The sequence below is a fragment of the Dolichospermum sp. FACHB-1250 genome (assembly GCF_014696335.1).
Classification (GTDB): Bacteria; Cyanobacteriota; Cyanobacteriia; order Cyanobacteriales; family Nostocaceae; genus Dolichospermum; species Dolichospermum planctonicum.
Map to the genome: position 1 here is coordinate 26,271 of NZ_JACJPZ010000023.1, position 26,334 is coordinate 52,604.

General features: G+C 37.1%; 26 protein-coding genes and 1 riboswitch. Of the genes, 18 read left to right on the forward strand and 8 right to left on the reverse strand.

Annotated features, from left to right (window positions below; all coding sequences use genetic code 11):
- Positions 1 to 109: 109 nt before the first annotated feature.
- A riboswitch (cyclic di-AMP (ydaO/yuaA leader) is annotated at positions 110 to 306 on the reverse strand.
- Positions 307 to 798: 492 nt separating this feature from the next.
- Together H6F39_RS10225 and H6F39_RS10230 are read left to right on the forward strand one after the other, a co-directional pair.
- Positions 799 to 1,242, forward strand: a complete 444-nt coding sequence (locus tag H6F39_RS10225) for a hypothetical protein (protein WP_137906869.1) — start codon at positions 799 to 801, stop codon at positions 1,240 to 1,242.
- A complete protein-coding gene (locus H6F39_RS10230; protein ID WP_190372130.1) occupies positions 1,239 to 1,841 on the forward strand; it encodes a PIN domain-containing protein in 603 nt (200 codons plus the stop codon). Before H6F39_RS10225 ends, H6F39_RS10230 begins: the two co-directional genes overlap by 4 nt.
- 352 nt (positions 1,842 to 2,193) lie before the next feature.
- Here H6F39_RS10230 and H6F39_RS10235 read toward each other — a convergent pair whose 3' ends face one another.
- On the reverse strand, positions 2,194 to 2,910 hold the full coding sequence (locus H6F39_RS10235; RefSeq protein WP_137906871.1) for a GUN4 domain-containing protein: 717 nt from the start codon (positions 2,908 to 2,910) through the stop codon (positions 2,194 to 2,196).
- A gap of 277 nt (positions 2,911 to 3,187) precedes the next feature.
- Between H6F39_RS10235 and H6F39_RS10240 the strand changes: the two genes are divergently transcribed.
- Positions 3,188 to 4,609 (forward strand): NADP-dependent isocitrate dehydrogenase, encoded by a 1,422-nt coding sequence (locus tag H6F39_RS10240; protein WP_190396649.1) that lies wholly within the window; start codon positions 3,188 to 3,190, stop codon positions 4,607 to 4,609.
- 100 nt (positions 4,610 to 4,709) lie between these two features.
- Entirely contained in the window at positions 4,710 to 5,285 is a 576-nt protein-coding gene (locus tag H6F39_RS10245; protein WP_190396650.1) for a Uma2 family endonuclease, read from the forward strand.
- A 168-nt stretch (positions 5,286 to 5,453) separates the two neighbouring features.
- Here the strand turns inward: H6F39_RS10245 and surE are convergent, their stop codons facing one another.
- On the reverse strand, positions 5,454 to 6,248 hold the full coding sequence (gene surE / locus H6F39_RS10250; RefSeq protein WP_137906874.1) for a 5'/3'-nucleotidase SurE: 795 nt from the start codon (positions 6,246 to 6,248) through the stop codon (positions 5,454 to 5,456).
- Positions 6,249 to 6,464: 216 nt separating this feature from the next.
- Here surE and pheS point away from each other — a divergent pair, with 216 nt between their 5' ends.
- A complete protein-coding gene (gene pheS / locus H6F39_RS10255; protein ID WP_137906875.1) occupies positions 6,465 to 7,457 on the forward strand; it encodes a phenylalanine--tRNA ligase subunit alpha in 993 nt (330 codons plus the stop codon).
- A gap of 31 nt (positions 7,458 to 7,488) precedes the next feature.
- On the opposite strand, the gene H6F39_RS10260 is transcribed toward pheS, so the two are convergent.
- The 5 genes from H6F39_RS10260 to H6F39_RS10280 all read right to left on the reverse strand — a co-directional run bounded on the left by H6F39_RS10260 (position 7,489) and on the right by H6F39_RS10280 (position 12,043).
- A complete protein-coding gene (locus tag H6F39_RS10260; protein WP_137906876.1) occupies positions 7,489 to 8,052 on the reverse strand; it encodes a Uma2 family endonuclease in 564 nt (187 codons plus the stop codon).
- 208 nt (positions 8,053 to 8,260) lie between these two features.
- The gene (locus H6F39_RS10265) at positions 8,261 to 10,054 is read right to left on the reverse strand and encodes a WD40 repeat domain-containing protein (RefSeq protein WP_190372142.1); all 1,794 of its coding nucleotides are present in this window, start codon (positions 10,052 to 10,054) and stop codon (positions 8,261 to 8,263) included.
- 898 nt (positions 10,055 to 10,952) lie between these two features.
- Positions 10,953 to 11,408, reverse strand: a complete 456-nt coding sequence (locus tag H6F39_RS10270; RefSeq protein WP_137906877.1) for a ferredoxin — start codon at positions 11,406 to 11,408, stop codon at positions 10,953 to 10,955.
- Complete coding sequence (locus tag H6F39_RS10275; RefSeq protein ID WP_137906878.1) at positions 11,408 to 11,794, reverse strand: DUF1257 domain-containing protein; 387 nt, start codon at positions 11,792 to 11,794, stop codon at positions 11,408 to 11,410. The genes H6F39_RS10270 and H6F39_RS10275 overlap by 1 nt, the downstream gene beginning before the upstream one ends.
- Positions 11,795 to 11,833: 39 nt before the next feature.
- On the reverse strand, positions 11,834 to 12,043 hold the full coding sequence (locus tag H6F39_RS10280) for a DUF2997 domain-containing protein (protein ID WP_190396651.1): 210 nt from the start codon (positions 12,041 to 12,043) through the stop codon (positions 11,834 to 11,836).
- Between the two features lie 272 nt (positions 12,044 to 12,315).
- Here H6F39_RS10280 and H6F39_RS10285 point away from each other — a divergent pair, with 272 nt between their 5' ends.
- The 11 genes from H6F39_RS10285 (at position 12,316) to H6F39_RS10335 (ending at position 22,252) form a co-directional block, all read left to right on the forward strand.
- The gene (locus H6F39_RS10285) at positions 12,316 to 13,437 is read left to right on the forward strand and encodes a sensor protein KdpD (RefSeq protein WP_190396652.1); all 1,122 of its coding nucleotides are present in this window, start codon (positions 12,316 to 12,318) and stop codon (positions 13,435 to 13,437) included.
- A gap of 332 nt (positions 13,438 to 13,769) precedes the next feature.
- Positions 13,770 to 14,291 (forward strand): universal stress protein, encoded by a 522-nt coding sequence (locus H6F39_RS10290; RefSeq protein ID WP_137906880.1) that lies wholly within the window; start codon positions 13,770 to 13,772, stop codon positions 14,289 to 14,291.
- 34 nt (positions 14,292 to 14,325) lie between these two features.
- Positions 14,326 to 15,336, forward strand: a complete 1,011-nt coding sequence (locus H6F39_RS10295) for an NAD(P)-dependent alcohol dehydrogenase (RefSeq protein ID WP_137906914.1) — start codon at positions 14,326 to 14,328, stop codon at positions 15,334 to 15,336.
- A 56-nt stretch (positions 15,337 to 15,392) separates the two neighbouring features.
- Positions 15,393 to 15,893, forward strand: coding sequence for a bidirectional hydrogenase complex protein HoxE (gene hoxE / locus H6F39_RS10300; protein ID WP_190396653.1), 501 nt, complete (start codon positions 15,393 to 15,395; stop codon positions 15,891 to 15,893).
- Positions 15,880 to 17,487 (forward strand): NuoF family protein, encoded by a 1,608-nt coding sequence (locus H6F39_RS10305; RefSeq protein WP_190396654.1) that lies wholly within the window; start codon positions 15,880 to 15,882, stop codon positions 17,485 to 17,487. The genes hoxE and H6F39_RS10305 overlap by 14 nt, the downstream gene beginning before the upstream one ends.
- Before the next feature lie 48 nt (positions 17,488 to 17,535).
- Complete coding sequence (hoxU, locus tag H6F39_RS10310) at positions 17,536 to 18,252, forward strand: bidirectional hydrogenase complex protein HoxU (protein ID WP_137906883.1); 717 nt, start codon at positions 17,536 to 17,538, stop codon at positions 18,250 to 18,252.
- Between the two features lie 40 nt (positions 18,253 to 18,292).
- Positions 18,293 to 18,829 (forward strand): DUF3122 domain-containing protein, encoded by a 537-nt coding sequence (locus tag H6F39_RS10315; protein WP_137906884.1) that lies wholly within the window; start codon positions 18,293 to 18,295, stop codon positions 18,827 to 18,829.
- A gap of 12 nt (positions 18,830 to 18,841) precedes the next feature.
- Complete coding sequence (locus H6F39_RS10320) at positions 18,842 to 19,387, forward strand: oxidoreductase (protein WP_137906885.1); 546 nt, start codon at positions 18,842 to 18,844, stop codon at positions 19,385 to 19,387.
- A gap of 64 nt (positions 19,388 to 19,451) precedes the next feature.
- Positions 19,452 to 20,057: a CBS domain-containing protein gene (locus tag H6F39_RS10325; RefSeq protein WP_137906886.1), complete on the forward strand. Its 606-nt coding sequence runs from the start codon at positions 19,452 to 19,454 to the stop codon at positions 20,055 to 20,057.
- An 86-nt stretch (positions 20,058 to 20,143) separates the two neighbouring features.
- A complete protein-coding gene (locus H6F39_RS10330; protein ID WP_190372133.1) occupies positions 20,144 to 21,592 on the forward strand; it encodes a Ni/Fe hydrogenase subunit alpha in 1,449 nt (482 codons plus the stop codon).
- Between the two features lie 81 nt (positions 21,593 to 21,673).
- Positions 21,674 to 22,252 (forward strand): Uma2 family endonuclease, encoded by a 579-nt coding sequence (locus H6F39_RS10335; protein ID WP_190396655.1) that lies wholly within the window; start codon positions 21,674 to 21,676, stop codon positions 22,250 to 22,252.
- A gap of 144 nt (positions 22,253 to 22,396) precedes the next feature.
- On the opposite strand, the gene H6F39_RS10340 is transcribed toward H6F39_RS10335, so the two are convergent.
- Positions 22,397 to 22,795, reverse strand: coding sequence for a pentapeptide repeat-containing protein (locus H6F39_RS10340; protein WP_137906889.1), 399 nt, complete (start codon positions 22,793 to 22,795; stop codon positions 22,397 to 22,399).
- Positions 22,796 to 22,920: 125 nt separating this feature from the next.
- Here H6F39_RS10340 and H6F39_RS10345 point away from each other — a divergent pair, with 125 nt between their 5' ends.
- On the forward strand, positions 22,921 to 23,364 hold the full coding sequence (locus H6F39_RS10345; RefSeq protein WP_190396656.1) for a hydrogenase maturation protease: 444 nt from the start codon (positions 22,921 to 22,923) through the stop codon (positions 23,362 to 23,364).
- 149 nt (positions 23,365 to 23,513) lie between these two features.
- Positions 23,514 to 26,285: a bifunctional acetate--CoA ligase family protein/GNAT family N-acetyltransferase gene (locus tag H6F39_RS10350; RefSeq protein ID WP_190396657.1), complete on the forward strand. Its 2,772-nt coding sequence runs from the start codon at positions 23,514 to 23,516 to the stop codon at positions 26,283 to 26,285.
- Positions 26,286 to 26,334: the final 49 nt, after the last annotated feature.

Here is a 26,334-nt window from a genome sequence, read left to right on the forward strand (position 1 = left end):
CCTCAGCAGAGTTAAGCGCGGGTACAAAGAAATTAAATTAGATAGTACCAACCTTGGACACTGATGAGATCAGAACGTCATTATAATTAATTATTATGATTCTGTCTCTTCAGTCTCCTCTCAATGCCTAGGAAGTTAGCTGACGGGCTAGGGTTGAGAGATACCCCTTTTTACTTTATTTTAGAGGGTGTTTGAACTTTAAAACTCAAATTAATCAACTAATCAAGACAAAAATACGCCCCATAAATAATTTGGTTCCTCCGTTCCAGTGCTACTGTTGTAAACTGGACTAGGCTGACTTACTTGAAATTAATAGTAGCATTCTAACATTGATATCTAGTGATAACATCAGTATTGATCATAAATATTAGTTACTTAACTACTGAATTTTATGCACTTTTAGGGAGAAAAATCTACAGAAATTGCTGATAATCAACAATTATCAACCGGAATAGTGATATGAAATCTGGAACTTTATAGTTAAGCTTGATATAGCAGTTCCTATGCTCGTGAGGTATAAAGTTTTTTAGTTTTAGGGAACAGTGAATAAATACAGCCGTTTCCGCTCTTATGAGGTACATCTTAAGCCCCCTTATCGCTTGCGGGGAGGGTTTGGGGGTGGGGTTCTTGTACCTCATAACATTGAGAAGTGCTGTAGGTGTGTACTTCATTAGACCGGTAAACGAAATATAATTAGATGTTTTTCGTTATAATTCGATGTAATCAAAATTCAAATAAGATCATAAGAATTTGATTTATAATAAAAAAATATAAACTCTAATTAAGAGGTAAAATACCATGCTAAAAATACAACCTCCAACTGTAATTGATTTTCAACCAGCAATTACTGCTAAAGATAAGGATGATAAATCTATTTTAATGATAGATGTGAGATTTTCCGCTATGTATTCTTCCCCGGATCTTAATATCTTAAAAATGGAACAATACCAGCATATTCCTTTTTTAATGTTTGTTAATTCTAATGTCATGAGAATCTTTAAGAGTCCGACTTTTAGAGAAGTAGCAAGATTGGACACGAAAAAGGTTTTAGAACATTATGATCCAGGCAGTATTGAAGGCATCATCTATCAATCTACTTTAATAACTCTAACTCAATCATGGTTAAGAGATTTAGCTTATCATTGGAAAAGTGAGACCCCCCCTTACATTAAGGAAATGAAGGAAATTGGCTTATTTACTCTTTTGTTTGATGGTACAACAGAGGAGTTAGAATTATTATGATTATTTATTTAGAAACTAATTCAATTATGGCAATTGCGAAAGGGAGAAATAAAGAATTAGAAAATTTTGTCTATGACTCCTCAGAAAATTTAAAGTTTGTTATTCCTAGTATTTGTTTAATGGAAACTCTGGTAGCGATAGAAAGAGAAGAAAAACGTAGTCAATCTTTTTCTCAAACTATTCAAATAGAAATGAATGAAGCTAAACGAAATAAAGAATTAACTAATTCTCAATCTTTTGCCAATTATTTAGAACTTTGTTTGATTGATTATGGAAAAGTATTACGGGATTTTAGAAAGCGTTTTTTGAATATTATCGAATATTTAAAAAATCATGGTGAATTAATTGAACCAAGCATTAAAATGTTAGAAGCTACTTTAAATAATCCTTTGCTACCTGGGAAAAATCAAAGAAGAGATGATTTTATTTTACAGGTTATTTTAGCTCATGCTGAAAATAATTTATCAACGGATAAAGTTTTTTTTAGTGAGAATACTAAGGAATTTGGTAATACTAATATTCAACAGGTATTAGCTAATTTGGGAATTAATTATTTTAGTAGAATCTCTAATTTAGAAGGATGGTTAAATAAACAATAAAAAATGCTAACTTGCATGGTTAATTTTCAAATTCTTCTAATGGAGCATCAAAATTATCAGCAATAGAAATAATATCTTTGTCTGTACCAAATAAAAGAAATGATTTCTTTAGATAGTGAACTTTAACAGCTTTTATCATTGTCATCAATGGATATAATAAACGGGTTACAATCATTAACAAGAAGATTTTTATTAACCAAATTAGAAAATGATGAAAAATTATTGAATATATCTCCCATATTGAGAGAATATTTCAGAATTAATCATCATTAATTATACCAATAATACACCCTTCTTATCTTCGCGCCTCTGCGTCTTGTGCGTGAAAAAAATATTCAGTATAGTAAAACACCTACTTATTCCAAGCAGGATGACACAACAGAGAAGACATTACCCGTACCCCACGCAATTGATTAGAGAGGGGTAGATGACCTCTAGGGGCAGTTAAATCCCAGGTGAACCCGTGGGGGTATCTTGTCCAGTTATTACCATTCTTCCAGCCGATTTTCGGCCAGAGGTTAACCCAATTTTTATTTAAACCTAACCAAATTTCTCGTTGTACGGAAAAGCCGAATTTACCTTGTGAGTGAACTACCCAAAGTTGATTAATAGTGCGTAGGTCTTGAATTGATAGACTTTCGACTTCTGTGAAGTATAGCCATTTTCTTTTTACTGCTTGAGAACCTGCTGCTTCACACATCTTCTGAATTGTCAAGAGGTCTGCTGCTTGAAAATCTTGATTTACAAGTAGCTTTTGCAAAGAATTGTAACTGATCCCACAGTCCGATTTTAGAGGTACAATTCCTTCAGGAAAGTTAGTTTGTAGAAATTCCTGACTTGTCGGTGCATCAGTATTGTAAATGACTTGGTAGACTTGGCCATCAATCCAAGTTGCTGGGTGGTCACGACGTTTCAGCAAAAATTCCTTCAATACCTCTAACCCATCATTACCCAAGTCAGCTAACTGCGGGATGATTTGTTGTTGGACTTTTTCGGACCCAGCGATTAACTTTTGGCGGAGGGAGTCAAGATCATTTGTAGTGCCTGATACAATCATTGGGTCTGTCATGCCATTACTCGTGTTAGCGTGAGCGTGAATAAACTATCTATTGCTATCGGTTATTCTACAAAATGAAGCACAAATAGCGAAAAGTAGTTTACTTCAAATCTTGGGGAAATTTGGAAAACCCCGGAGTGTGTATCTGAAAAAATCACTCCCGGTGGCTTTAGTGAAATCCTAGCCCACAATACTTTATCAGCTAAGGAGTGACAAAATCCAGGAGTGACAGAATAAATACTCCTGACTCCTAAGTTGGTGAACTTCTTCTATTTGGAATGTGTTAACTATGTACGAAAAGATTACTCCTCCCACCACCGGCGCAAAAATTACCTTCAAAAATGGTGAACCGGTTGTTCCTGAAAATCCCATTATCCCATTTATTCGCGGTGATGGTACGGGTATAGATATTTGGCCTGCAACGGAAAAAGTGCTTGATGCCGCAGTAGCAAAAGCATATAATGGCACAAGAAAAATTAGCTGGTTTAAGGTTTATGCTGGTGATGAAGCCTGTGATTTATATGGAACATATCAATATTTACCCCAGGATACATTGACGGCTATTAAAGAATATGGCGTAGCGATTAAGGGACCTTTGACTACTCCCGTTGGTGGAGGGATTCGTTCTTTAAATGTCGCATTACGCCAAATCTTTGATCTGTATACTTGCGTGCGTCCTTGTCGTTATTACGCTGGTACACCTTCTCCTCACAAAACTCCTGAAAAATTGGATGTTATTGTTTATCGGGAAAATACGGAAGATATTTATTTGGGAATTGAGTGGAAACAAGGTAGTGAAATAGGGAATCGCCTCATTAAAATACTCAACGAAGAGTTAATACCTGCTACAACAGAACACGGTAAAAAGCAAATTCCCATTGATGCTGGTATCGGTATCAAACCTATCAGTAAAACTGGTTCTCAGCGTTTAGTTAGACGGGCGATTAAACACGCTTTGTTATTGCCTAAAAATAAGCAACAAGTCACTTTGGTGCATAAAGGCAATATTATGAAATATACCGAAGGAGCTTTTCGTGACTGGGGTTATGAACTGGCTACTACGGAATTTCGTCAAGAAACTGTTACAGAACGGGAATCTTGGATATTAGGAAATAAAGAGAAAAATCCCAATATTTCCGCAGAAGAAAACGCCCGTCAAATTGATCCTGGTTTTGATGCTTTAACACCAGAGAAAAAAGCCCAAATTGTCAAAGAAGTAGAAACAGTTCTGAATACAATTTGGGAAAGCCACGGCAATGGCCAATGGAAAGAGAAAATCATGGTCAATGACCGCATTGCTGATAGTATCTTTCAACAAATTCAAACTCGTCCAGATGAGTATTCTATTCTGGCTACAATGAACCTGAACGGTGATTATTTATCTGATGCTGCTGCTGCTATTGTTGGCGGTTTAGGCATGGGTCCAGGGGCAAATATTGGCGATTCCTGCGCGATTTTTGAAGCCACTCATGGTACAGCACCAAAACACGCTGGGTTAGATAAAATTAACCCCGGTTCTGTGATTCTTTCCGGTGTGATGATGTTAGAATATATGGGTTGGCAAGCCGCCGCAGATTTGATTAAAAAAGGATTAGGTGCAGCCATAGCAAATGGTCAAGTTACTTATGATTTAGCGCGGTTAATTGAACCACCTGTACAACCTTTAAAATGTTCTGAATTTGCTGACGCAATTATCAAACATTTCGGTTAGTTTCTGTTATCCTGAAATCAAGTGTTGAGATCCCCGACTTCCTCATAAAGTTGGGGATCTGGCAAATATGAGGATTACAGTCACTAACCAGGTTATTTGTATGGTTATGAGTGCTTTAAAACTAAATTTAAACACAGTTAATTTTACCGATGAACAGTTTTATCAACTATGTCAAAAAAACGGCGATTTAAAACTTGAACGGACAGCTAGGGGAGAATTAATTATTATGCCACCAGTGGGGGGAGAAAGCGGTAATCGAGAGGCTGATTTGATTATTGATTTAGGTGTTTGGAATCGGCAAACAGGACTAGGTTACACCTTTAGTTCTTCTACTATATTTAAATTACCAAATGGTGGCGATCGCTCTCCCGATGTAGCTTGGATTAAAAAAGAACGTTGGGAAGCACTCACTCCCGAAGAAAAACGCAAATTTCCCCCCATTGCACCAGATTTTGTGATTGAATTAAGGTCAGCAACAGACGATTTAAAAACTCTGCATCAGAAAATGCAAGAATATATGGATGCAGGAGTAAAACTGGCATGGTTAATAAATCCTCAACAAAAAGAAGTAGAAATTTATCGTTCAGGAAAAGATGTAGAACTACGAAATCTACCTACAAAATTATTAGGAGAAGATATCTTACCGGGATTTAGTTTGAGTTTAGATTTTTATTAAAATACCCATAAAATACCCAATATTTTATCGCCATGCCAATCTTTGCACTAAAATAAACCTGAAATCGGTAAAAATGACATTTTAGGGTCACGTCTCTACAAAGGTTCTAGGAAATACACATTTAATTTTTGAAAATGTGTTTCTAACAAATATCAAATATGTGTAAAGTTAGGGGTTAAATTCCCATGTAGATAGCTGAGTCAGTCCATAGCCATAGGTCAGATTATACTGTAAAGGCGTAATGCTGATATAATTCTTTTCAATGGCATGAATATCAAGAGGGATGTGGTTTGGTAAATTTAACTCTAGGGGTGGTTCTACATTTTCTATCACCTCTCCGGTTAACCAGTAGTAAGTTTTACCTCTGGGATCAGTTCGCTTATTAAAAACATCCACGTAGCGTCTGACACATTGTCTGGTCAGGGTAACACCAGCAATTTCTTCCCAGGATATAGGAGGAACATTAACATTAAGTAACATTGATTCTGGTAGTGGTTGGGCGGCAATTTTGGCGACTAGGACTTCCGCAAATTTAGCCGCTGGTTGAAAGTCTTTATGAGTATGACTGGTTAAACTAAACGCAACACTAGGAATACCTTCAATTACTCCTTCCATTGCGGCCGAAACAGTCCCAGAGTAGAGAATTTCTGTCCCTAAATTTGCGCCTTGGTTAATTCCAGATAGCACTAAGTCGGGTGGAGAATCTAATAAAGCCCATAATGCCAATTTTACACAATCTGAAGGCGTGCCATCACAAGCCCAAGCTTTAATATCAGGATCAAAAACAGATTCTACTATTTCGGCGCGGATTGGTTGCAGTAAGGTTAATCCATGTCCTGTTGCCGACCTCTCTCGATCTGGACAAACTACTGTCACTTCATGACCCGCTGCTGCTAAGGTGTTGGCTAAGGTACGAATACCCAAAGCAGAAATTCCATCATCGTTGCTAATTAGTAATTTCATTATGTCAGTTGATAGGTGACAGGTGACAGGTGATAGGTGATAGGTGATAGCAGATAGGTGGCAGGTGATAGCGGATAGCGGATAGGAAAAAATATTACCTGTTCCCTGTTTCCTGTTACCTGTCACCTCTTCCCTGTTTCCTGTTACCTGTCACCTCTTCCCTGTCACCTGTTCCCTACTATAGACTAATGACTAATCACCAATGACTAATAACTAATGACTAACAATTTAGAGGATCAACTTTTAGCATTACGGCAGGAAGGGGAAACAGCGATCGCCTCTGCTGATACCCTAGAACGCCTAGAAGAACTCAGAGTTAACTATTTGGGTAAAAAGGGGCAATTGGGGGCGTTATTACGAAGTATGGGGCAAATGAGCGCGGAGGAACGTCCTAAAATTGGGGCGATCGCTAATATTGTTAAAGAAGCTATTCAAAACAGCCTTGACCAACAACGCACATTTTTAGAAGCGGCGCAAATTCAGGCACAGCTAGAGGCTGAAACCATAGATGTCACCATGCCTGGTATTTACCGTCCCCAAGGTCGGATTCATCCCCTCAATGGCATTATTGACCAAACCCTAGATATCTTTGTCGGCATGGGTTACACCGTTGCCCAAGGATCAGAAATGGAAACAGATTACTACAATTTTGAAGCTCTGAACACCCCCCCAGATCATCCAGCCCGCGATATGCAGGATACCTTTTATTTACCAGATGGTAATTTACTGCGAACTCATACTTCATCGGTGCAAATTCGCTACATGGAAAAGGAAGAACCACCCATTCGAGTTGTTGCCCCAGGTCGAGTATATCGTAGAGATGATGTAGATGCGACCCACTCAGCAGTTTTCCATCAAATTGAACTTTTAGCCATAGATGAAGGACTGACTTTTACAGACCTGAAAGGAACTGTCAAGATATTTTTACAATCAATATTTGGCGATTTACCAATTCGTTTTCGCGCCAGTTATTTCCCTTTTACTGAACCTTCAGCCGAAGTAGATTTACAATGGAAAGGACGTTGGTTAGAAGTTATGGGTTGCGGTATGGTTGACCCCAATGTTTTGAAATCTGTAGGTTATGATCCTGAAGTTTATAGTGGATTTGCAGCGGGTTTTGGTGTAGAACGTTTTGCAATGGTGTTACATCAAATTGATGATATTCGTCGTTTGTATAATAGCGATTTACGCTTTTTACAACAGTTTTAATATTCAGGCGGGATTTTCCCGCCTTTGATAATTATGAATTAAAACTCAACCAACCAAAAATCTCTTGAACCGTTAATTCTAAATTTATATTTTCTAGAACTGGTAATTTATCGTCACTTTCATATATTTCTATTTTTTGTCCAGGAAAGACAGCCAATACACTTTCTTCTTCTGGGTTTAATAACCAACCTAATTCAGTTCCATGGCGGGAACAATGCAATAATTTAGTTAAGACTTTTTTCTGTGGTTGTTCAGGAGAAAGAATCTCTATTACCCAGTCAGGATGAATTTCAAAACGGTTAGCAATTCTCCCAGATTCAGTTTTGGGAATTCTCTCCCACCGGAACACGGCAATATCAGGCACAATGGTACTACCACCAAAAGTACAACGTAGTTCTGGGAAGGCTATGGCAATTTTTTGAGTTCTAGTGAGTCCATTGACAACTTCAATAAAAGTAGTCTGAATTAAGCTGTGTTCACCTTGTGGCATAGGTTTTTGCAGGATTTCCCCGTTAATAAATTCTGATGCTGGTTTAGTTTCTGGTAACTTGACAAAATCTTCTAGTGTAATCTGGCGTTCAGTGGCTATAGTCATAATTGGTAACTAGAAAGCATAGTTATATTATCAACGATAATGTTCAAATATATGTATTGATAAAAAATCGGGTGAGAGTAACTTACCAGTTCGGTAACTGTACTCAATTAAAATTACGAAAAAGGCAGCAAATACAGTAGTTATTGGTACAAAATTTGTACCAATTGTTAAAATGGTACAAACTTGTAGACACAATCATAGTTTTAACTTAACTCCGCTGCCAAATTTTAATTGTTTTATCCAAACTTCCACTGACTAACATTTCACCGGAATCAGTAAAGGATAAAGCTGTCACTGTGTGAGTATGACCTGTAAATGTCCCTAATAATTCTCCAGATTGTAAATGCCACAATTTGATGGTTTTATCAGCACTACCACTAGCAATAATTTGTGCGTCTGGACTTAAAGCAACTGCATTAACACTATCTCGATGTCCTTTGAGAGTGTGAACTAATTCTCCAGTAGCTAAATTCCAAACTCGAATAGTTTGATCTTGACTACCACTGACTAAAAATTTAGCATCAGCACTAATAGCTAAGGAACTAACAATGTGAGAATGACCCATCAGGGTGTATATTGGTTGTGTATCTTGGGAATTTTTCTGATTTTGTGCTGAGGATGTTTCCCACACTTTGATTTTGCGATAGCTACCCGTAATTAAAATTCTGCCATCTTGACTTAACACCATGGAATGGGCTGCTGTATCATCTAAATATAGCGTATTTTCGACTTGGCGATCGCGCAAATTCCAAAATAAGATCTTGCGATCATGGCCACTTGTTGCTAACATTTTACCATCGGGTGTAAACGCCACGCAACGCACATCTCCACGATGTTTATGCAGGATATCAATGAGGTCTAACGCCCCAGTATGCCAAATTTTCACGGTGGAATCTGCACCTACAGTCGCTAATGTTTGTCCGTCGGTACTAAAAGCCAAAGCATTAACTTCATCTACTAAGTCAGAAACCACCCAAGGATATTCTGATAATGTCTCAATTAATTCACCTTTGGCTAAATCCCATAATTTTGTTTCTCCCCTGCTACCACTAGCTAAAATCGGGATGGTTTTGACGTTTTTACACCTGACTTCTTTAACTACCAAAGTTTTGATAGCATAAGCTAAACAGTTAATACCTCTAGTATGTCCTTTCAATGTTTGCCAGTATTCCCAATCACCAATAATTTTCTTTTTTGGATGATCTGATGGTAAGGTTTGAATTGTCTCCACTACGGTTTTCTCGTCAGTTATTGGTACATCATCTTGTTTTTCACCAAGAGATTGTAAATACCAATTTAATCCCCCTGCATACAACAAACTACTAGGATTTAAATAAGTCTTTGATTCTGGAAATTCTAGTTGATTTGTCGGTAAAAACCCAGTAATCACAGTTTGTTTTTTGTATCCTAATTGTGTATTTCCTGGATAAAACAAGCACAAAAAAATTAATACCTGGTGGTTATTAATATCTTCTTGACTAACAGACCAACGGATTTTATCTTTTTTGATACTGTTAAAACTTTCTCCATCTGCTACATGAATTTGAATACTCACCTTTGGGTTATGAGCCAATAAATAAGTAAATTTACTTTGATTATGTAAATTTCCCTCATCATCTAAAACCATATTTTCTAAAGTGTCTTGTGGCACTTTTTTCACCAATTTTCCTAACCGTGCTGTCATCATCCGATCTACAATTTGTTCACGAACCAGATAATCCTCAGCTTGACGTTGAAAATAGGTAGGAAAGGGAATTATCCAATCAGGGTATTCAGGGTATTCAGGTGGTATCGGTGGCGGATTTTTGGCGAGAATTTCGGCTTGCTGACGGGAACATTCGAGAATCTTTGTTAATGAATCCCCCGCAAATGCCATTACTTCACTGTGATAACCTTTAACTCGACTTTCTAAAAGAGAAAGATCCGCCGTTTTTGGTTTTTTCACACGGTTTAAGAAGTCAGTTTGTTGCGCTTTTAGTAAACTAATCCAATTCATCTGCATGATAGTGGCACGCCATTGCATACCCAAGATAACTTCTAATAATACAATTACTCAATTGATAACCTTTAGTTAAGTAAGAACTAAGAAATTATAACAGTCTAATAGGATACAAAAACTAGCCAAATTCAATGGTAAATATCAATCCATAAGGTAATTAAGCACTGGTTAAGATGTAGTGAGGGAGATTTTGATAATTTCCACGATTTCCATAAATTCTAACTAACCTAACTAATAATTTACTGTTTCTAGGGAAACAGTTCTCTTGCTTGTAGAAGTGTGCAACTTTAGAGAATACTCTTTTATTTTCAGACTTATACAACCGCTTTGTTGTCATTCTCAGCCAAAATACAGCAGTTTCCGAGTTTATTCGTGTTTAATTTCTTATCCCTGCAACTAACTGAGATTATAACCATAATAACCATTATAACTGCAACGAGAATGTATCATTACTTTGTTAAATCTCTCTTCTGCATATTTTCCAATACTTGATAAGTTTAAATTATTTATTTTTAGAATTTAATAATTTTTTTAAAAGTCGCTTACAAATTGAGAGGTGTTAAGACGGGGTTAATTGTGGTAGTATATTGATATTAATAATAATCGAGTGTGAGCAAAATTTTAATTTAGGGATACAGTCCCATTATAAAAATATCACTTCCAGAGAAAAAAGTCAATGGGCTTCAACCGAAAAAAAAGATTTTTTCAATTCATAAGTTTTATTTATTATTTAATATATTTTTTCTTATGTTTATTATATTTGAAAAATAGAACTTACTTAGGGAAGATTTGACTAATAACCGACGTATACTAGCGATAAAACCTATTTTTGAGTAGGAGTAATTGATGAATTACACCTACTTTTGTGCTGTTTGGCGTAATTACGGAAATTGTGGGTAATTTAAGGACTGGATTTTTGTAACTTTTGTTTCCTCCGGCGTTTTTCTGTCGTGGCTACACCATGTTGTACTGGATAACCAGCGATAGGAATTACTTGATATTTTCTGTCGGCTTCTAGATTTTTCAGTTCAGTATAGTCAACCCAGTGGATACAATCAACAGGGCAGGTATCTATTGCTTCTTGAATTATCTCTTCTGTGTCCGCATCTTGACGAATTACACGCGATCGCCCATAATCTTCTTCAATGAAGAAAGTATTACGGGCAACATGAGCGCAATGTTTACAGCCAATACAAGTAATTTCATCTACATAAACGCCTTTCTGCCGAACCACACCGCCTAATTCCGGTTCTAAACCGGAACGTTCAGGAATATCTTGCCAAAAACTCCCCAGTTCTGGTTCTAAGCCAGAACGGTGATCTTCTTGTTCTTCTCGTGACGGCAGGAACTCAAGCATTACGTACTCCAGCGTTGTACTACTAGACGGATAGAACCATCTTCATTTTGTTGTTGTTCAGCTACTTGGAAGCCTACTTTAGTAGTTTCTTTAACTACCGTTTGATAAGCATAACCTTGGGTAACTTGACGCAAAAACCCATCTACAGATAGATTTTGCTGCCAATATTGTAAATCTGCAACTAATTCGTATTCTTGACCATTCCATCTAAAACCGATATCATAACCATTTTCCTGCTCAATTGTTACTTCTGCGGACTGAGTTTGACCACGATAACCGCGCACTTCACTAGGTCCTGGTTTCCAGTCTATTCCCAAGGCGGAAAGGGCATCTTGCAAGGATTCGAGATTGCGGATTTGTGTCTTGATTTGGCTAAAGTGTGACATAGTGGTTTGTAATCAAAAAAAATTAATTGGTTGGATAATTTACCATTGGCTGTGGATTTTTTGCGTATTAGTCACAGTATTTTCTGTGTTGTTGGTGGCAAAAAACTCAGAAGTTGGCTCATGACTCAACACTCTTCCTAGCTGGGCTTCTATAGCTGCTGTGACTTCAGCACAAGAGACACCGATAATACCGGTGACTTTTTCTTGGACTCGACCGTCTGGATAAATGATGAATTCTAATGTTTCCATATTCTGAAAGCCAACCTCGATACTACACTTGAATTTTTGGGAACTTATCCCGGTGTGGTTGATTAATCCCCCACAAAATATGATGATACTAAAAGCCGTCTTCAGCAAGACGGGGTTGATAACCCAAGTCTTAAATCAAAATTTTTTATAGTCTCTCATATTTTAATATACACACTTGAGAATCTTTACGAAAATTATTATTTTTATGGATATGTAAAAATGTACAAAAAGGGAAAATTATCACTATTGATTATCACTATTGAATTTAATTTATGTATCCACCTCTTAGTTTACCTCCTAACAGTTACAATATTCCACCTTCTCGACGGGGAAAACATAAAATATTTATTGGTATGGCCCCTGGTGTGGGGAAAACATACAGAATGCTAGAGGAAGGACATCAACTTAAACAAGAGGGTATTGATGTTGTTATTGGCGTTTTAGAAACTCACGGACGCAAAGAAACGGCTGTAAAAGCAGAAGGTCTGGAGGTAATTCCTAAAAAAGCGAATGTTCACAAAAATATCAACCTTCTGGAAATGGACACAGAAGCAATTTTAACCCGTTCTCCCCAATTGGTTTTAGTTGATGAATTAGCGCATACAAATATACCAGGTTCACCTAGAGAAAAACGCTATCAAGATGTAGAATTGATTTTAGCTGCGGGTATAGATGTTTATTCTACTGTCAATATTCAACATTTGGAAAGTTTGAATGATTTGGTAGCTAGAATTACGGGGGTTGTAGTGCGAGAACGTATTCCCGATATTCTCTTAGATGAAGCTGATGCTGTTGTTGTGATTGATGTTACTCCAGAAACTCTAGAAGAGCGGCTGCGGGAAGGTAAAATTTATGCTGCTGATAAAATTCAGCAATCTTTAGAAAACTTTTTTCAGCGTCGTAACCTCATTGCTTTACGGGAATTAGCATTAAGAGAAGTTGCTGATACTGTTGAAGAAGAAGCAAATACCTCTATTTCTTCCCCACAAGTTCGCAATGTCCATGAACGAGTTTTAGTATGTGTATCTACTTATCCAAATTCGATTCAATTATTACGGCGTGGAGCGCGATTGGCAAATTATATGAACGCCAGATTTTATACCTTATTTATTGCAGATCCTGACCGTTTCCTCAGTAAAGAAGAAAGTTTACATATTGATACCTGTGAGAAAATGTGCCGAGAATTTGCTGGTGAATTTTTTCATGTTAAGAGCTACAATGTTCCTAAAGCGATCGCTGAAGTTGCTACAATTAATCATATCACCCAGATAGTTATTGGTGAAAGTCGGCAGCCACGATGGAAAAGATTTTTTAAACGCTCTTTTACAGAACGATTATTGGAGTTAATCGGGGACAAACATATAGATTTACACATTATTGCTACTGAGAAATAAATTTTAATTTTTGTGAATCTATCTAAAATAGGATGGAATTTTGCTATTTTCTGTATAGAGTGAATATTAGACCTGAAAAAAATCCTGTAGAGACTTTACTAAAATGATTTCTTTAAGAAGTTTATATAGAAAGTCTTTACAGTTCATAATTTCATAACGTCTTTAATAATTCAGTAACAATTTACAACACCTAAAAATCTATCCTCAGAAGTTTTTTAAATTCTTTGGGGATAAAATTAATGGTAAAAATTAAGGTGATTTTTACTAAAAATTAACCTAAAAAGCTGATTATAGTCATTATCATTGATGAGCAATTTAATATTGAGGTGAATATGTTTAAACGAATTTTGGCAGCGTTAGATCGTTCTGAAATAGGTATAGAAGTATTTAATCAAGCACTATGTTTAGCAAAGTTAACATCCGCTGATTTGATGCTTTTGCACGTGTTATCACATGAAGAAGATGGTAGTCCTGAAGCCCTGATTTTCCCAAATATTGACTATTATCCTGGGTGGAATGAGGAAACTTTTAAATTATACCAAGAACACTGGGAAAAATTTAAAAATGAAGGTTTGCAGATGTTACAGTCATTTAGTAACCAAGCCAATACAGCAGGTGTTAATACGGAATTTACTCAAAATAGTGGTAATCCGGGAAGAATGATTTGTGAATTGGCTAAAACTTGGAATGCTGATCTAATTATTATGGGAAGACGGGGACGTTCTGGACTGGCGGAGTTTTTTCTCGGTAGTCAAAGTAACTATGTTTTACATCATGCCCCCTGTTCAGTGCAGATTGTACATTTGCCTGTAAGTGCTAAAATAGAAGAGGAAGAAGTAGTAAGTAATCAGTAATTACTCTTATTTGCTTTTCAAAAGGATGATGAAAATGGTAGAATTAAAGTTCCAAGCCTACGCATCTTTAAAACCAGGGGAAAAGCTACAACCCTGGGAATACGAACCAGCGCCTTTAGGTAACAATGATGTGGAAATCGCAGTTACCCATAATGGTCTGTGTCATACTGATATTCACATGAGAGATAATGACTGGAATGTGAGTAAATTTCCCCTGGTAGCAGGTCATGAAGTAGTAGGAAATGTTACTCAAATTGGTGCGGAGGTAAGTGGTATAAAAATTGGCGATCGCCTGGGTTTTGGTTGGATTAGTAATTCTTGTCGAGTCTGTGACGCTTGTTTGCGGGGAGAAGAAAACATTTGTCGTCAGGGTTATAAAGGATTAATTGTCGGAAATAATGGCGGTTTTGCCAATAAATTACGAGCTTGCGCCGATTTTGCCTATAAAATCCCAGATAATCTAGATTCCGCCAGTGCTGCTCCTTTATTATGTGCTGGAATTACGGTTTATACACCATTACGCACCTACATCAAATATCCGGGGGCTAAGGTGGGAGTGCTGGGAATTGGTGGGTTAGGACATCTAGCCATTAAATTTGCGGAGGCTATGGGGGCAGAAGTGACAGCTTTTTCTACATCATCTGATAAAGAAGCTGAAGCCAAAGAATTTGGGGCGCATTATTTCTATAATTGGAAAAATACTGAAATTAAAGCAGCGAGTGGGACTTTAGACTTACTTTTATGTACGGTTTCCTCGGAAATTGACTGGAACAAAGCCTTTGGTTTACTAGCAAATAACGGTGTTTTATGTTTGGTGGGGCTGCCGGTTTCTACCCTAAATATTCCGCTTTTACCCTTAGTATTTGGTCAAAAAGCGATCGCTGGAAGTGTGGTAGGTGGAAGGCGTTTTATGAAAGAAATGCTGGAATTTGCCGCCATTCACCAAATAAAACCAATGATTGAAACTATACCCATTTCCCAAATTAATGCAGCCATGGATAGGGTGGTAGCAAATAAAGCTCGCTATCGGATTGTTTTGGTATAATTTTGGCGTTGGTGAATGAAAGGATGAATTTTGTCTGATCAAGCTGTTAATTAGATATGAGAACTGCTGTTTCATCTCCTGTCGGGGATAAGCGTTTAAAGATATTAGATGCTACTATTAAGCGTCATCAATATCAACAAGATGCACTCATTGAAATTCTGCATCGTGCTTCTGAACTATTTGGTTATTTGGAAACGGATCTATTGCTTTATATTTCCCATACCCTGAAATTACCACCCAGTCAGGTTTATGGAGTAGCTACTTTCTATCATTTGTTTTCCCTGGCACCAAAAGGAGTTCATAACTGTGTGGTTTGCACGGGTACAGCTTGTTATGTTAAAAACTCTCAAAAGATTTTAACACAAGTGGAACAACTGACGCAAATTCACCCGGGAGAAACTACCATAGATGGTCAAATTTCCTTAATGACAGCTAGGTGTTTAGGGGCTTGTGGAGTTGCACCAGCGGTAGTCCTGGATGGTGTGGTTTTAGGTAATCAAACCCCAGAGTCAGTGTGCGAAAAAGTGGGAGCATGGTGGCACAATGGAACTAAATGAATTATTAGAAATTGCCGAAAAAGAACTTTCTGAGCGAAAATATCTAGAAATTCGCTGTTGTACTGCTGCGGCTTGTCTGTCTTCTGATTCCCAAGCTGTTAAAGACAATTTAGAAGCAGTTATCAAAGCCGAGAATTTACAGGATACTGTGCAAGTTACGGGTGTGGGTTGTATGCGTCTTTGTTGTCAAGGACCCTTGGTACAGGTGGAAAATTGGGCAAATCCTGTAGAATCAAAGTTGTATGAAAAAGTCACCCCGGTAAATGCTCTAGAAATTATTCGCGGGTTGAATGGAGAAGTGACAAATTTACAAACAGGTGATTTAAACCAGCCGTTTTTTAGTCGCCAATTGCCCATAGTCCTAGAAAATAGTGGTAAAATTGACCCTGAACGGATTCAAGCTTACATTGGGGCTAAGGGTTATCAAGCCCTTTACCAAGTGCTGCGGGAAATGAAGCCCACGGAGGTGGTAGAAACTATCACCAAAAGCGGTTTACGGGGGCGAGGGGGCGCTGGTTATCCCACTGGTTTAAAATGGGGGACCGTGGCCAAATCCCATACTGAGAAAAAGTTTGTTATTTGTAATGCTGATGAGGGTGATCCCGGTGCATTTATGGATAGGAGTGTATTGGAAAGTGATCCCCATCGAGTTTTGGAAGGAATGGCGATCGCTGCCTACGCCATTGGGGCAAATCAAGGCTATATTTATGTTAGAGCCGAATATCCTCTGGCTATTAAACGGCTAGAAATTGCCATTCGTCAAGCCCAACACTTGGGATTTTTAGGTTCGCAAATATTTGACTCTCCCTTCGATTTTAAAGTGGAAATCCGCATTGGGGCTGGGGCTTATGTCTGCGGTGAGGAAACGGCTTTAATGGCTTCTATTGAGGGTAAACGTGGTGTCCCTCATCCCCGTCCTCCTTACCCTGCTGAGTCCGGTTTATGGGGCTATCCCACTTTAATTAATAATGTGGAAACCTTTGCCAATATCGCGCCCATTATCCGCAAAGGTGCAGAGTGGTTTGCTAGTATTGGTATTAATAAAAGCAAGGGTACTAAGGTATTTGCCTTAGCCGGCAAAATCCGTAACACGGGTTTAATAGAAGTACCAATGGGGACATCTTTACAGGAAATTGTTGAAGACATGGGAGGAGGTGTTCCTGATCATGGTATTGCTAAAGCTGTACAAACTGGTGGTCCTTCAGGGGGATGTATTCCGGCTTCTGCTTTTGCTACACCTGTAGATTATGAATCCTTAACGGCCTTGGGTTCAATCATGGGTTCTGGGGGGATGATTGTTATGGATCAAACCACCAATATGGTAGATGTCGCTCGCTTTTTTATGGAATTTTGCATGGATGAATCCTGTGGTAAGTGTATTCCTTGTCGCGTTGGTACTGTGCAATTATACGGTTTATTAACGAAGATTACCAAGGGAGAAGGTTCACTGGCTGATTTAGATTTACTCGAAGAACTTAGCGATATGGTAAAAAATACTAGTTTATGTGGTTTAGGACAGTCTGCACCAAATCCAGTTTTTAGCACTTTGCGTTATTTTCGTCATGAGTATTTGCAATTAGTTATTGGTCATTAATTAATTATTACCCATTACCCATTACCCATTACTGATAAATAAATCATTATGGCTGTAAAAACTTTAACAATAGATGGCGAATTAGTTAGCGCTCGTGAAGATGAAACCTTATTGACAGCAGCACAGGAAGCAGGTATTCATATTCCTACATTATGTCATTTAGCAGGTGTGGGAGATGTGGGTGCTTGTCGTTTATGTTTAGTGGAAATTGTCGGAAGTAATAAATTACAACCTGCTTGTATGACGAAAGTAATAGAGGGAATGGAGGTAACTACAAATAGCGATCGCTTGCAGAAATATCGGCGTATAATTGTAGAAATGTTATTTGCGGAAGGTAATCATACCTGCTCAGTTTGTGTTGCTAATGGCAATTGTGAATTACAAGATCTAGCTATAGAAATGGGTATGGATCATCTGCGGTTAGAATATCAATTTCCTCAGCGAACTGTTGATACCTCCCATGATCTTTTTGGCATTGATCATAATCGTTGTGTGCTTTGTACTCGCTGTGTGCGAGTATGTGATGAAATTGAAGGCGCTCATACTTGGGATATGGCGGGAAGAGGATCAAAATCTCATGTTATTACTGATTTAAACCAACCCTGGGGAACTTCTCAAACTTGTACTTCTTGTGGTAAATGTGTTAATGCCTGTCCCACAGGAGCTTTATTTGATAAAGGTTCAAGTGTTAGTGAAATGAAACATGATCGGGGTAAAATCGAATTTCTAGTTACTGCACGAACTAAAAAACAATGGAATTTTTAGGAATTACTCATTGGTTATCAGTCATTAGCAATAAAATCTCATGTTACAGCATATTAAATCTCAAAAAACATTGACGCGAATTATATTAGTAGGGATATTGACAACATTTATATTTATGAATTTAGGAAATCTCAGATACCAGACAGCAAATGCAGCCATTACTCAATTAGGAAAACCACCAGGAGAAGTTATTTATCGTTCCCAAGTGAAATTAGATGATCAATCAGGAAAAGTTTGGCAAGTTGTATTATTTAAACAAGTCTATTCAGAGCAACCATCTAATATCAATCTTCGCTTAGTTGGCTTTCCAAATTCTGCGGAATTAATTCACCCCCAACCGTTAAGAATTACTACGAATACAGGTAAAGTTTGGAATGCTAATGATGTGTTTTTAGATACAGCCCCAGCCCCCACAATTGGTCAATATGATTTCACAGAAATTTTACCCCAATTACCTCCAGAATCTCTAACTTTGGGCATACCTGTACCCGGTAATAAATTCATTAATATTCTAGTTCCTATTCATGTTGTCAAAGAATGGCAATCATTACAATCATTAATTGCCAATGAAAGTTAAAAAGGTAAAAAAATGAGTAAAATAAAATTAGCAACAGTGTGGTTAGGTGGGTGTTCCGGTTGTCATATGTCCTTCCTAGATTTAGATGAATGGTTAATAGACTTAGCCGCACAAGTAGATATAGTTTATAGTCCCATTGCTGATATTAAAGAGTATCCAGAAAATGTAGATTTAGTATTAGTTGAAGGAGCTATAGCTAATGAAGAACATTTAGAATTAATTTACAAAATTAGACAACGGACTAAAACCATAGTTTCCTTTGGTGATTGTGCTGTTACTGGCAATGTTACCGCTTTACGCAATCTTGCCGGTGGTGCAGAACCCGCATTACAATTAGCTTATATTCAAGCGGCTAATATTCATCAACAAATCCCTAATTCTCCCGGAATTGTTCCCCCCTTATTAAATAAAGTTGTCCCCGTACATAAAGTAGTAACAGTTGATATTTATTTACCCGGTTGTCCACCTTCAGCAGATCGTATTCGCGCCGCAATTACACCTTTATTAAAAGGAGAAAAGCCGGAAATTATCGGCCGAGAAATGATTAAATTTGGTTAATTTAATTTTGGATTTGGATTTTTAATTTTGAATTATTTTTTTTGAATTATTTTGGAGGTAAATTATGTTAACAGCAGCCGATGTTATGACTAAAGATGTAGCAATGATTCGCAGTTCAGCAACAGCAAAAGAAGCAGTTGATTTAATGCGTTCTAGAGATTGGAGAGCATTAATTGTAGATCGTCGTCATGAACAAGATGCCTATGGCATTATCACAGAAAGTGACATTGTTTATAAGGTGATTTCCTATAGCAAAGACCCGAATAAAGTCCGCGTTTATGAAATTATGACTAAACCTTGTATTGTTGTCAATCCAGAATTAGGTTTAGAATATGTAGCCAGATTATTTGCTAACCATCATCTGCGACGTGCGCCTGTAATTAGTGGTAAACTATTAGGAATTATTTCCTTAACTGACATTTTAGCCCGGAGTAGTTGTTTAGAACAACCACGCTCATTTTTGTTAGAACAAGAATTACAAGATGAAATTAAAAAAGCTCGCATTGTTTGTGCAGAAAAAGGTGTTAATTCCACAGAATGTGCAGCCGCTTGGGATGTGGTAGAAGAAATACAAGCCGAAATTGCTCACCAACGGGCCGAAAAACCCCTAAAAACTGCCTTTGAAGATTATTGTGATGAATATCCAGAATTAGAGTCCTGGCGATTCTAAATTGCGGCTAAACAAAGTCTGTCTGCGCGGACCCAATTCCCTATTCCCTGTGATCACCAATAACTAAATTATGATTATGAAAAAATATGAAAAAAATCATTATTGACCCCGTAACTCGCATTGAAGGCCATGCCAAAATTAGTATCTATCTAGATGATGAAGGTCAGGTAAATGATGCTCGATTTCATGTCACTGAATTTCGCGGTTTTGAAAAGTTTTGTGTTGGTCGTCCTTTCCCAGAAATGCCAGGAATTACTGCGAGAATTTGCGGTATTTGTCCGGTAAGTCACTTGTTAGCTTCAGCTAAAACAGGAGATGGCATCTTAGCGGTAAAAATCCCTAAAACAGCCTCTCAATTACGTCGTTTGATAAATTTAGGTCAAATTGTCCAATCCCATGCCCTCAGCTTCTTTCACCTCAGCGCTCCCGACTTATTATTAGGCATGGATAGCGCACCAGAAAAACGGAATATTTTTGGTTTAATTGCTGCTGAACCAGAATTAGCTAGAGGTGGTATTCGTTTACGGCAATTTGGACAGGAAATCATTGAATTATTAGGAGGGAAAAAAATCCATCCTTCTTGGGCTGTTCCTGGTGGGGTAAGTCACCCTTTAACCCAAGAAAATCGCGCCCATATTCAACAACGGATTCCTGAAGCAAAATCTACGGTCATTAATGCTATTGAGTTGTTTAAACAGTTGTTGAAAATTTATCAAAAAGAAGTTAAAACTTTTGGTAATTTTCCGAGTTTATTTATGGGTTTAGTCAGTGCTGACGGTTTATGGGAAACTTATGATGGATATATCCGATTTGTTGATAGTGCCGGAAATATTGTTGCTGATAAACTTGACCCCAATAACTATCATGAATTTATTGCTGAAGCGGTGCAAGCAGACTCTTATTTAAAATCACCTTATTATCTTCCTTTGGGTTATCCCGATAGCAGTGATCATTGTCGTTTAGATAGTGGAATGTACCGTGTTGGACCCCTGGCCAGATTGAATATTTGTAGTCATATTGGTACATCTTTAGCCGACGCGGAATTAAAAGAATTTCGTAGTTATGAAAATGGCACTGTTAAATCATCATTTTTCTATCATTATGCCCGGTTAATTGAAATTTTAGCAGCCATCGAACACATAGAAATTATCTTAGATGATCCTGATATTTTATCAACTCGTCTCCGGGCAGAAGCTGGGATTAATTGCTTGGAATCTGTGGGTGTAAGTGAAGCACCAAGGGGGACATTATTCCATCATTATCAAGTTGATGAAAACGGTTTAATGTTAAAAGTAAATTTGATTATTGCTACTGGTCAAAATAACTTAGCAATGAATCGCACAGTTGCCCAAATTGCCCGCCATTTTATCCAAGGTGATAACATAAAAGAAGGAATGTTAAACCGTGTCGAAGCCGGAATTAGGGCTTTTGATCCTTGTTTGAGTTGTTCTACTCACGCTATGGGACAAATGCCTTTATTAATAGAAGTAGTAAATAAAAATGGTACTGTAGTTAATCAAATTTGCCGTAATTAAGTTAATTATTTAGATCACCGACTTCTTGAAACTTGTATTTATATGATATAATTTAAGCTAAACTCATATTACCCAAATTTTATGACTCTTGCTACTGCTAAACGCTTTACTATAACTGAATATCACCGTCTAGCAGACCTTGACTTCTTCACAGAAGATGACAGAGTTGAACTAATTAAAGGTGAAATTATCAAAATGGCTGCAAAAGGTAAAGCACATTCTGTTTGTAATACTCGTTTATATAGAGAGTTATTCAAGTTACTGGAAGAAAAGGCTACTATCCGCGGACAAGAACCTATTATTATTAATGATAGCGAACCAGAACCAGATTTAGTAATTGTTAAAAATACACCTGATGATTATTTTTTAAATCATCCTACACCATCTGATATTTTCCTAGTTATTGAAGTAGCTGATTCATCTTTAAAATATGACCAAGAAGTAAAGTCACCTTTATATGCAGAAGCCGGTATTTCAGATTATTGGATCTTTAACTTAATCGCCTATCATTTAGAATGCTATTGTCAACCATATCAAGATTTACAAGGTAAATTCGGCTATCGTCACAAATCAATTATCCTCCCTAATGAGTCTGTCAAATTGCCATCTTTCCCGGAATTAATTTTAGATTTAACTAAAGTATTTCCAGTCAAAAATTGAGTTATAAAATTAAAATTTGCAAAAATTGAGAAAATATGCTATTTTAGTTTTGAATTAGTATACTGGCCTATTTTTGACAATTTATATTAATGTTATATTAATGCAAGTATAAATAATCAGCGGCTAATATAGCCGCATCAATATTTATACTGATGTTTGACTCATGGTTAAACCTGCTGTAATAGGGTCAAAATCTGGAGGAAAATGGGTGTTATGGTTATAATCTGCTTTTTCTAAATGCGTCCCCTGTAAATTAGCTGTACGCAAGTTGGCAGAAATCAACATCGCTCCTCGCAAATCTGTATTTTGTAAATTAGCTTGACTCAAATCGCTAAAACTCAAATCACATCCCCGCAAATTAGCGTCGCTGAGGTTAGCTTTGCTCAAATCAGCATAGCTGAAATTAGAGCCTTTTAAGTCCAAACCCTGGAAATTAGCGTCGCTTAATTCTGTTCTCTCAAAGTCTCTTTTTCCCGCTGTATATTCTTCTACAATCTTAGCAGCAGTGCTATTAATTGACTTTTGAAAATTTACTTCAGGCATAAAACAGCCTCGCAATTTATTTAAAATTTTTACAGGTTTTATAACCATACCTGAGGGTATTATATAACTGATGAGCTGAAAAATAAATACCCTATTTACATAAATTTATAAAAGAAATAAGAGAAATGAGCGTAACTACAATTATAATTGGTTATGGCAATGAATTACGCAGTGATGATGCCATTGGTCAAAAAGTCGCCAATATTATCAATTCTTGGCATTTATCTGATGTTGAATCTCTTGCAGTTCACCAACTTACCCCAGAATTAGCAGCAAATTTAGCAAATGTCAATTTAGCAATTTTTGTAGATGCTATGATGAGTTCAGAATCGGAAAATGTGGAAGTGGAGTCTATATTGCCCACTGAATCTAATATGATGTTAGGACATATTGGTGATCCGCGATCGCTTTTATCTTTGACTAAATACCTCTATGGTTATTGTCCAACTGCTTGGTTAGTCACAGTACCAGGGGTTAATTTTGAATTAGGAGATTGTCTTTCCTCCATAGCAGAAATAGGAATTAATATAGCTTTAAATAAAATAATTAATATTATCGGTAGAGGATAAAATCTTACTTGAGACTGGGAAACGATATAATATGAAAATTAACTACAAAATTAACTACAAAATTAACTACAAAATTAACTACAAAATTAACTACAAAATTAACTACAAAATTAACTACAAAATTAACTACAAATCACTCGGAGTTATGAATGGAAACATTTACTAAAAAAACTAGCGATAAAGCTCATGATATCTTGCAAGTGAGCAGAATTAACCCCTTAGATGCTATATTCCAACCGCAAACTGTAGCCGTAATTGGTGCTACCGAAAAACCTGGAAGTGTGGGAAGAACCTTACTTTGGAACTTAATTACTAATCCCTTTGGAGGGACTGTTTTCCCTATTAATCTTTACCGTCATAGTGTATTAGGAATTAAGTCCTATGCTACTATATTTGATGTTCCTGAAAAAATTGATTTAGCTATTATTGTTACCCCCGCACCAACCGTACCCAAAATTATATCTGATTGTGTTGACGCGGGAATTAAAGGTGCAATTATTATTTCTGCTGGCTTTAAGGAATCAGGAGAAAAAGGTCTAGTCTTAGAACAGGAAATACTGCAACAAGCACAAGGGGGAAAAATTAGAATTATTGGTCCTAATTGTTTAGGAGTAATGAATCCGAACACTGGCTTAAATGCTACTTTTGCCAGTAAAATGGCGCGTCCGGGAAATGTCGGTTTCATTAGCCAAAGCGGGGCTTTATGTACATCAATTCTGGACTGGAGTTTAAAAGAAAATGTGGGTTTTAGTGCCTTTATTTCTATCGGTTCAATGTTAGATATTGGTTGGGGTGATTTAATTTATTATCTGGGTGATGATCCTCAGACAAAAAGTATTGTAATTTATATGGAATCTATTGGAAATGCGCGTTCTTTTCTGTCAGCAGCGCGAGAAGTGGCTTTAACAAAACCGATAATTGTGATTAAAGCCGGTCGTACCGCAGCCGCAGCTAAAGCCGCAGCTTCTCACACGGGTGCATTAACAGGAAGTGATGCTGTTTTAGATGCAGCTTTTCGTCGTTGTGGGGTATTACGAGTCAATAGTATTTCCGATTTATTTGATATGTCGGAAGTATTAGCAAAACAACCCCGTCCCCAGGGTTCACGGTTGACGATTTTAACTAATGCTGGTGGTCCAGGAGTATTAGCAACAGATACTTTAATCGAAAACGGTGGAGAATTAGCAACTATTTCCCCCGAAACAATGACCTCTTTAAATGAAATTTTACCACCACAATGGAGTCATAATAATCCTATTGATATTTTAGGAGATGCAGACCCTCAACGTTATCAAAAAGCTTTAGAAATTGTCACTAAAGATCCCAATAGTGACGGTTTATTAGTAATTTTAACACCCCAATCTATGACAGATCCTACCCAAATTGCAGTACAATTAAAAGCCTACGCGCAACTGTCTAATAAGCCGATTTTAGCTAGTTGGATGGGTGGTAATGATGTGGCTGCGGGAGAACAAATTCTGAATAGTCAAGGTATTCCCACTTATGCTTACCCTGACGCAGCCGCGCGGGTATTTAGTTATATGTGGAAGTCGAGTTATAACCTGCGCGGTATTTATGAAACTCCGGTTTTACCAACATTAATTTGTGATGTTAATACTCGCAATTGTGCTAATATTACAAATATTATGCAAGCTGCAAGAACAGCAAAAAGAACAATTCTCACGGAATTTGAATCTAAAGAAATTTTAGCCGCTTATGGTATTCCTGTAGTTGTTGGTTGCATTGCTAAAAGTGCAGACCAAGCCATCAAATGTGCAGAAAATATTGGTTATCCGGTGGTTTTAAAGCTATATTCTCAAACAATTACCCATAAAACTGATGTGGGAGGTGTGCAGTTAAATTTACAAAATGGGGAAGCTGTAAAACTTGCTTATGAGCATATTGAAACATCAGTAAAAGAGAAAGGAAAAGCAGAAGATTTTCTTGGTGTTACTGTACAACCAATGGTAAAAACCGACGGTTATGAATTGATTATTGGTAGTAGTTTAGATCCCCAATTTGGACCAGTATTATTATTTGGTACTGGAGGACAATTAGTAGAAATATTTCAGGACAGTTCCCTGGCACTTCCTCCTCTTAATACCACCCTAGCACGACGGATGATGGAACAAACAAAAATTTATCAAGCATTGTCAGGAGTCAGAGGACGCAAAAGTATTAATATTTCTGCCCTTGAACAATTAATGGTAGAATTTAGTCAATTAGTTATAGAACAACCTGATATTAAAGAAATTGATATTAATCCATTATTAGCTTTTCCTCCAACTCCAGAAAATCCTAGAGGATTAATTGCATTAGATGCGAGAATAGTTTTACATTCTCCTGATCTGACAGAAAATCAATTACCAAAATTAGCAATTCGTCCCTATCCTAGTCAATATATTAGTAATTGGCAATTGAAAAATGGTATACCAGTTATTATTCGTCCTATTCGTCCTGAAGACGAACCGTTAATGGTAGAATTTCACAAAACTCTATCAGCAGAAAGTGTCTATTTCCGCTATTTCCACTTAATTAAATTGAGTCAACGCATTACCCATGAAAGACTAACCAGGATGTGTTTTATTGACTATGATCGAGAAATGGCCTTAGTTGCAGAATACCAAAATCCTGAAACAAAAAACAGGGAAATATTAGCAGTAGGAAGATTAAGTAAATCACATGAAAATAAAAGCGCGGAATTTGCTATACTGGTGAGTGATAAGTTTCAATATCAAGGTTTGGGTACGGAATTACTCAGGAAATTACTAGAAGTTGGTAAAAATGAGAAAATCTGCTGTATCTATGCTGACATCTTAGCTGATAATTCAGTGATGCAGCAAGTATGTAAAAAACTCAGTTTTCAGATTTCACATACTGATGATCAAACTGTTTTGAAATCAGAAATTAAACTCACATAAAATCTCAGATACAAGGTACAGTACATTTAACTGGAGTGAGGTACAATTT

Excerpts from the sequence above, each read along its gene's own strand:
- H6F39_RS10320 (WP_137906885.1), top strand. The coding sequence starts at position 18,842 with ATGAGTAAAATAAAATTAGCAACAGTGTGGTTAGGTGGGTGTTCCGGT.
- surE (WP_137906874.1), bottom strand. The coding sequence starts at position 6,248 with ATGAAATTACTAATTAGCAACGATGATGGAATTTCTGCTTTGGGTATT.
- H6F39_RS10295 (WP_137906914.1), top strand. The coding sequence starts at position 14,326 with ATGGTAGAATTAAAGTTCCAAGCCTACGCATCTTTAAAACCAGGGGAA.
- H6F39_RS10240 (WP_190396649.1), top strand. The coding sequence starts at position 3,188 with ATGTACGAAAAGATTACTCCTCCCACCACCGGCGCAAAAATTACCTTC.
- H6F39_RS10245 (WP_190396650.1), top strand. The coding sequence starts at position 4,710 with ATGGTTATGAGTGCTTTAAAACTAAATTTAAACACAGTTAATTTTACC.
- H6F39_RS10350 (WP_190396657.1), top strand. The coding sequence starts at position 23,514 with ATGGAAACATTTACTAAAAAAACTAGCGATAAAGCTCATGATATCTTG.
- H6F39_RS10280 (WP_190396651.1), bottom strand. The coding sequence starts at position 12,043 with ATGGAAACATTAGAATTCATCATTTATCCAGACGGTCGAGTCCAAGAA.
- H6F39_RS10235 (WP_137906871.1), bottom strand. The coding sequence starts at position 2,910 with ATGACAGACCCAATGATTGTATCAGGCACTACAAATGATCTTGACTCC.
- pheS (WP_137906875.1), top strand. The coding sequence starts at position 6,465 with ATGACTAACAATTTAGAGGATCAACTTTTAGCATTACGGCAGGAAGGG.
- H6F39_RS10270 (WP_137906877.1), bottom strand. The coding sequence starts at position 11,408 with ATGCTTGAGTTCCTGCCGTCACGAGAAGAACAAGAAGATCACCGTTCT.
- H6F39_RS10290 (WP_137906880.1), top strand. The coding sequence starts at position 13,770 with ATGTTTAAACGAATTTTGGCAGCGTTAGATCGTTCTGAAATAGGTATA.
- H6F39_RS10305 (WP_190396654.1), top strand. The coding sequence starts at position 15,880 with ATGGAACTAAATGAATTATTAGAAATTGCCGAAAAAGAACTTTCTGAG.
- H6F39_RS10330 (WP_190372133.1), top strand. The coding sequence starts at position 20,144 with ATGAAAAAAATCATTATTGACCCCGTAACTCGCATTGAAGGCCATGCC.
- H6F39_RS10340 (WP_137906889.1), bottom strand. The coding sequence starts at position 22,795 with ATGCCTGAAGTAAATTTTCAAAAGTCAATTAATAGCACTGCTGCTAAG.
- H6F39_RS10265 (WP_190372142.1), bottom strand. The coding sequence starts at position 10,054 with ATGCAGATGAATTGGATTAGTTTACTAAAAGCGCAACAAACTGACTTC.
- H6F39_RS10230 (WP_190372130.1), top strand. The coding sequence starts at position 1,239 with ATGATTATTTATTTAGAAACTAATTCAATTATGGCAATTGCGAAAGGG.
- H6F39_RS10335 (WP_190396655.1), top strand. The coding sequence starts at position 21,674 with ATGACTCTTGCTACTGCTAAACGCTTTACTATAACTGAATATCACCGT.
- H6F39_RS10325 (WP_137906886.1), top strand. The coding sequence starts at position 19,452 with ATGTTAACAGCAGCCGATGTTATGACTAAAGATGTAGCAATGATTCGC.
- H6F39_RS10225 (WP_137906869.1), top strand. The coding sequence starts at position 799 with ATGCTAAAAATACAACCTCCAACTGTAATTGATTTTCAACCAGCAATT.
- hoxE (WP_190396653.1), top strand. The coding sequence starts at position 15,393 with ATGAGAACTGCTGTTTCATCTCCTGTCGGGGATAAGCGTTTAAAGATA.
- H6F39_RS10260 (WP_137906876.1), bottom strand. The coding sequence starts at position 8,052 with ATGACTATAGCCACTGAACGCCAGATTACACTAGAAGATTTTGTCAAG.
- hoxU (WP_137906883.1), top strand. The coding sequence starts at position 17,536 with ATGGCTGTAAAAACTTTAACAATAGATGGCGAATTAGTTAGCGCTCGT.
- H6F39_RS10285 (WP_190396652.1), top strand. The coding sequence starts at position 12,316 with ATGTATCCACCTCTTAGTTTACCTCCTAACAGTTACAATATTCCACCT.
- H6F39_RS10345 (WP_190396656.1), top strand. The coding sequence starts at position 22,921 with ATGAGCGTAACTACAATTATAATTGGTTATGGCAATGAATTACGCAGT.
- H6F39_RS10275 (WP_137906878.1), bottom strand. The coding sequence starts at position 11,794 with ATGTCACACTTTAGCCAAATCAAGACACAAATCCGCAATCTCGAATCC.
- H6F39_RS10315 (WP_137906884.1), top strand. The coding sequence starts at position 18,293 with ATGTTACAGCATATTAAATCTCAAAAAACATTGACGCGAATTATATTA.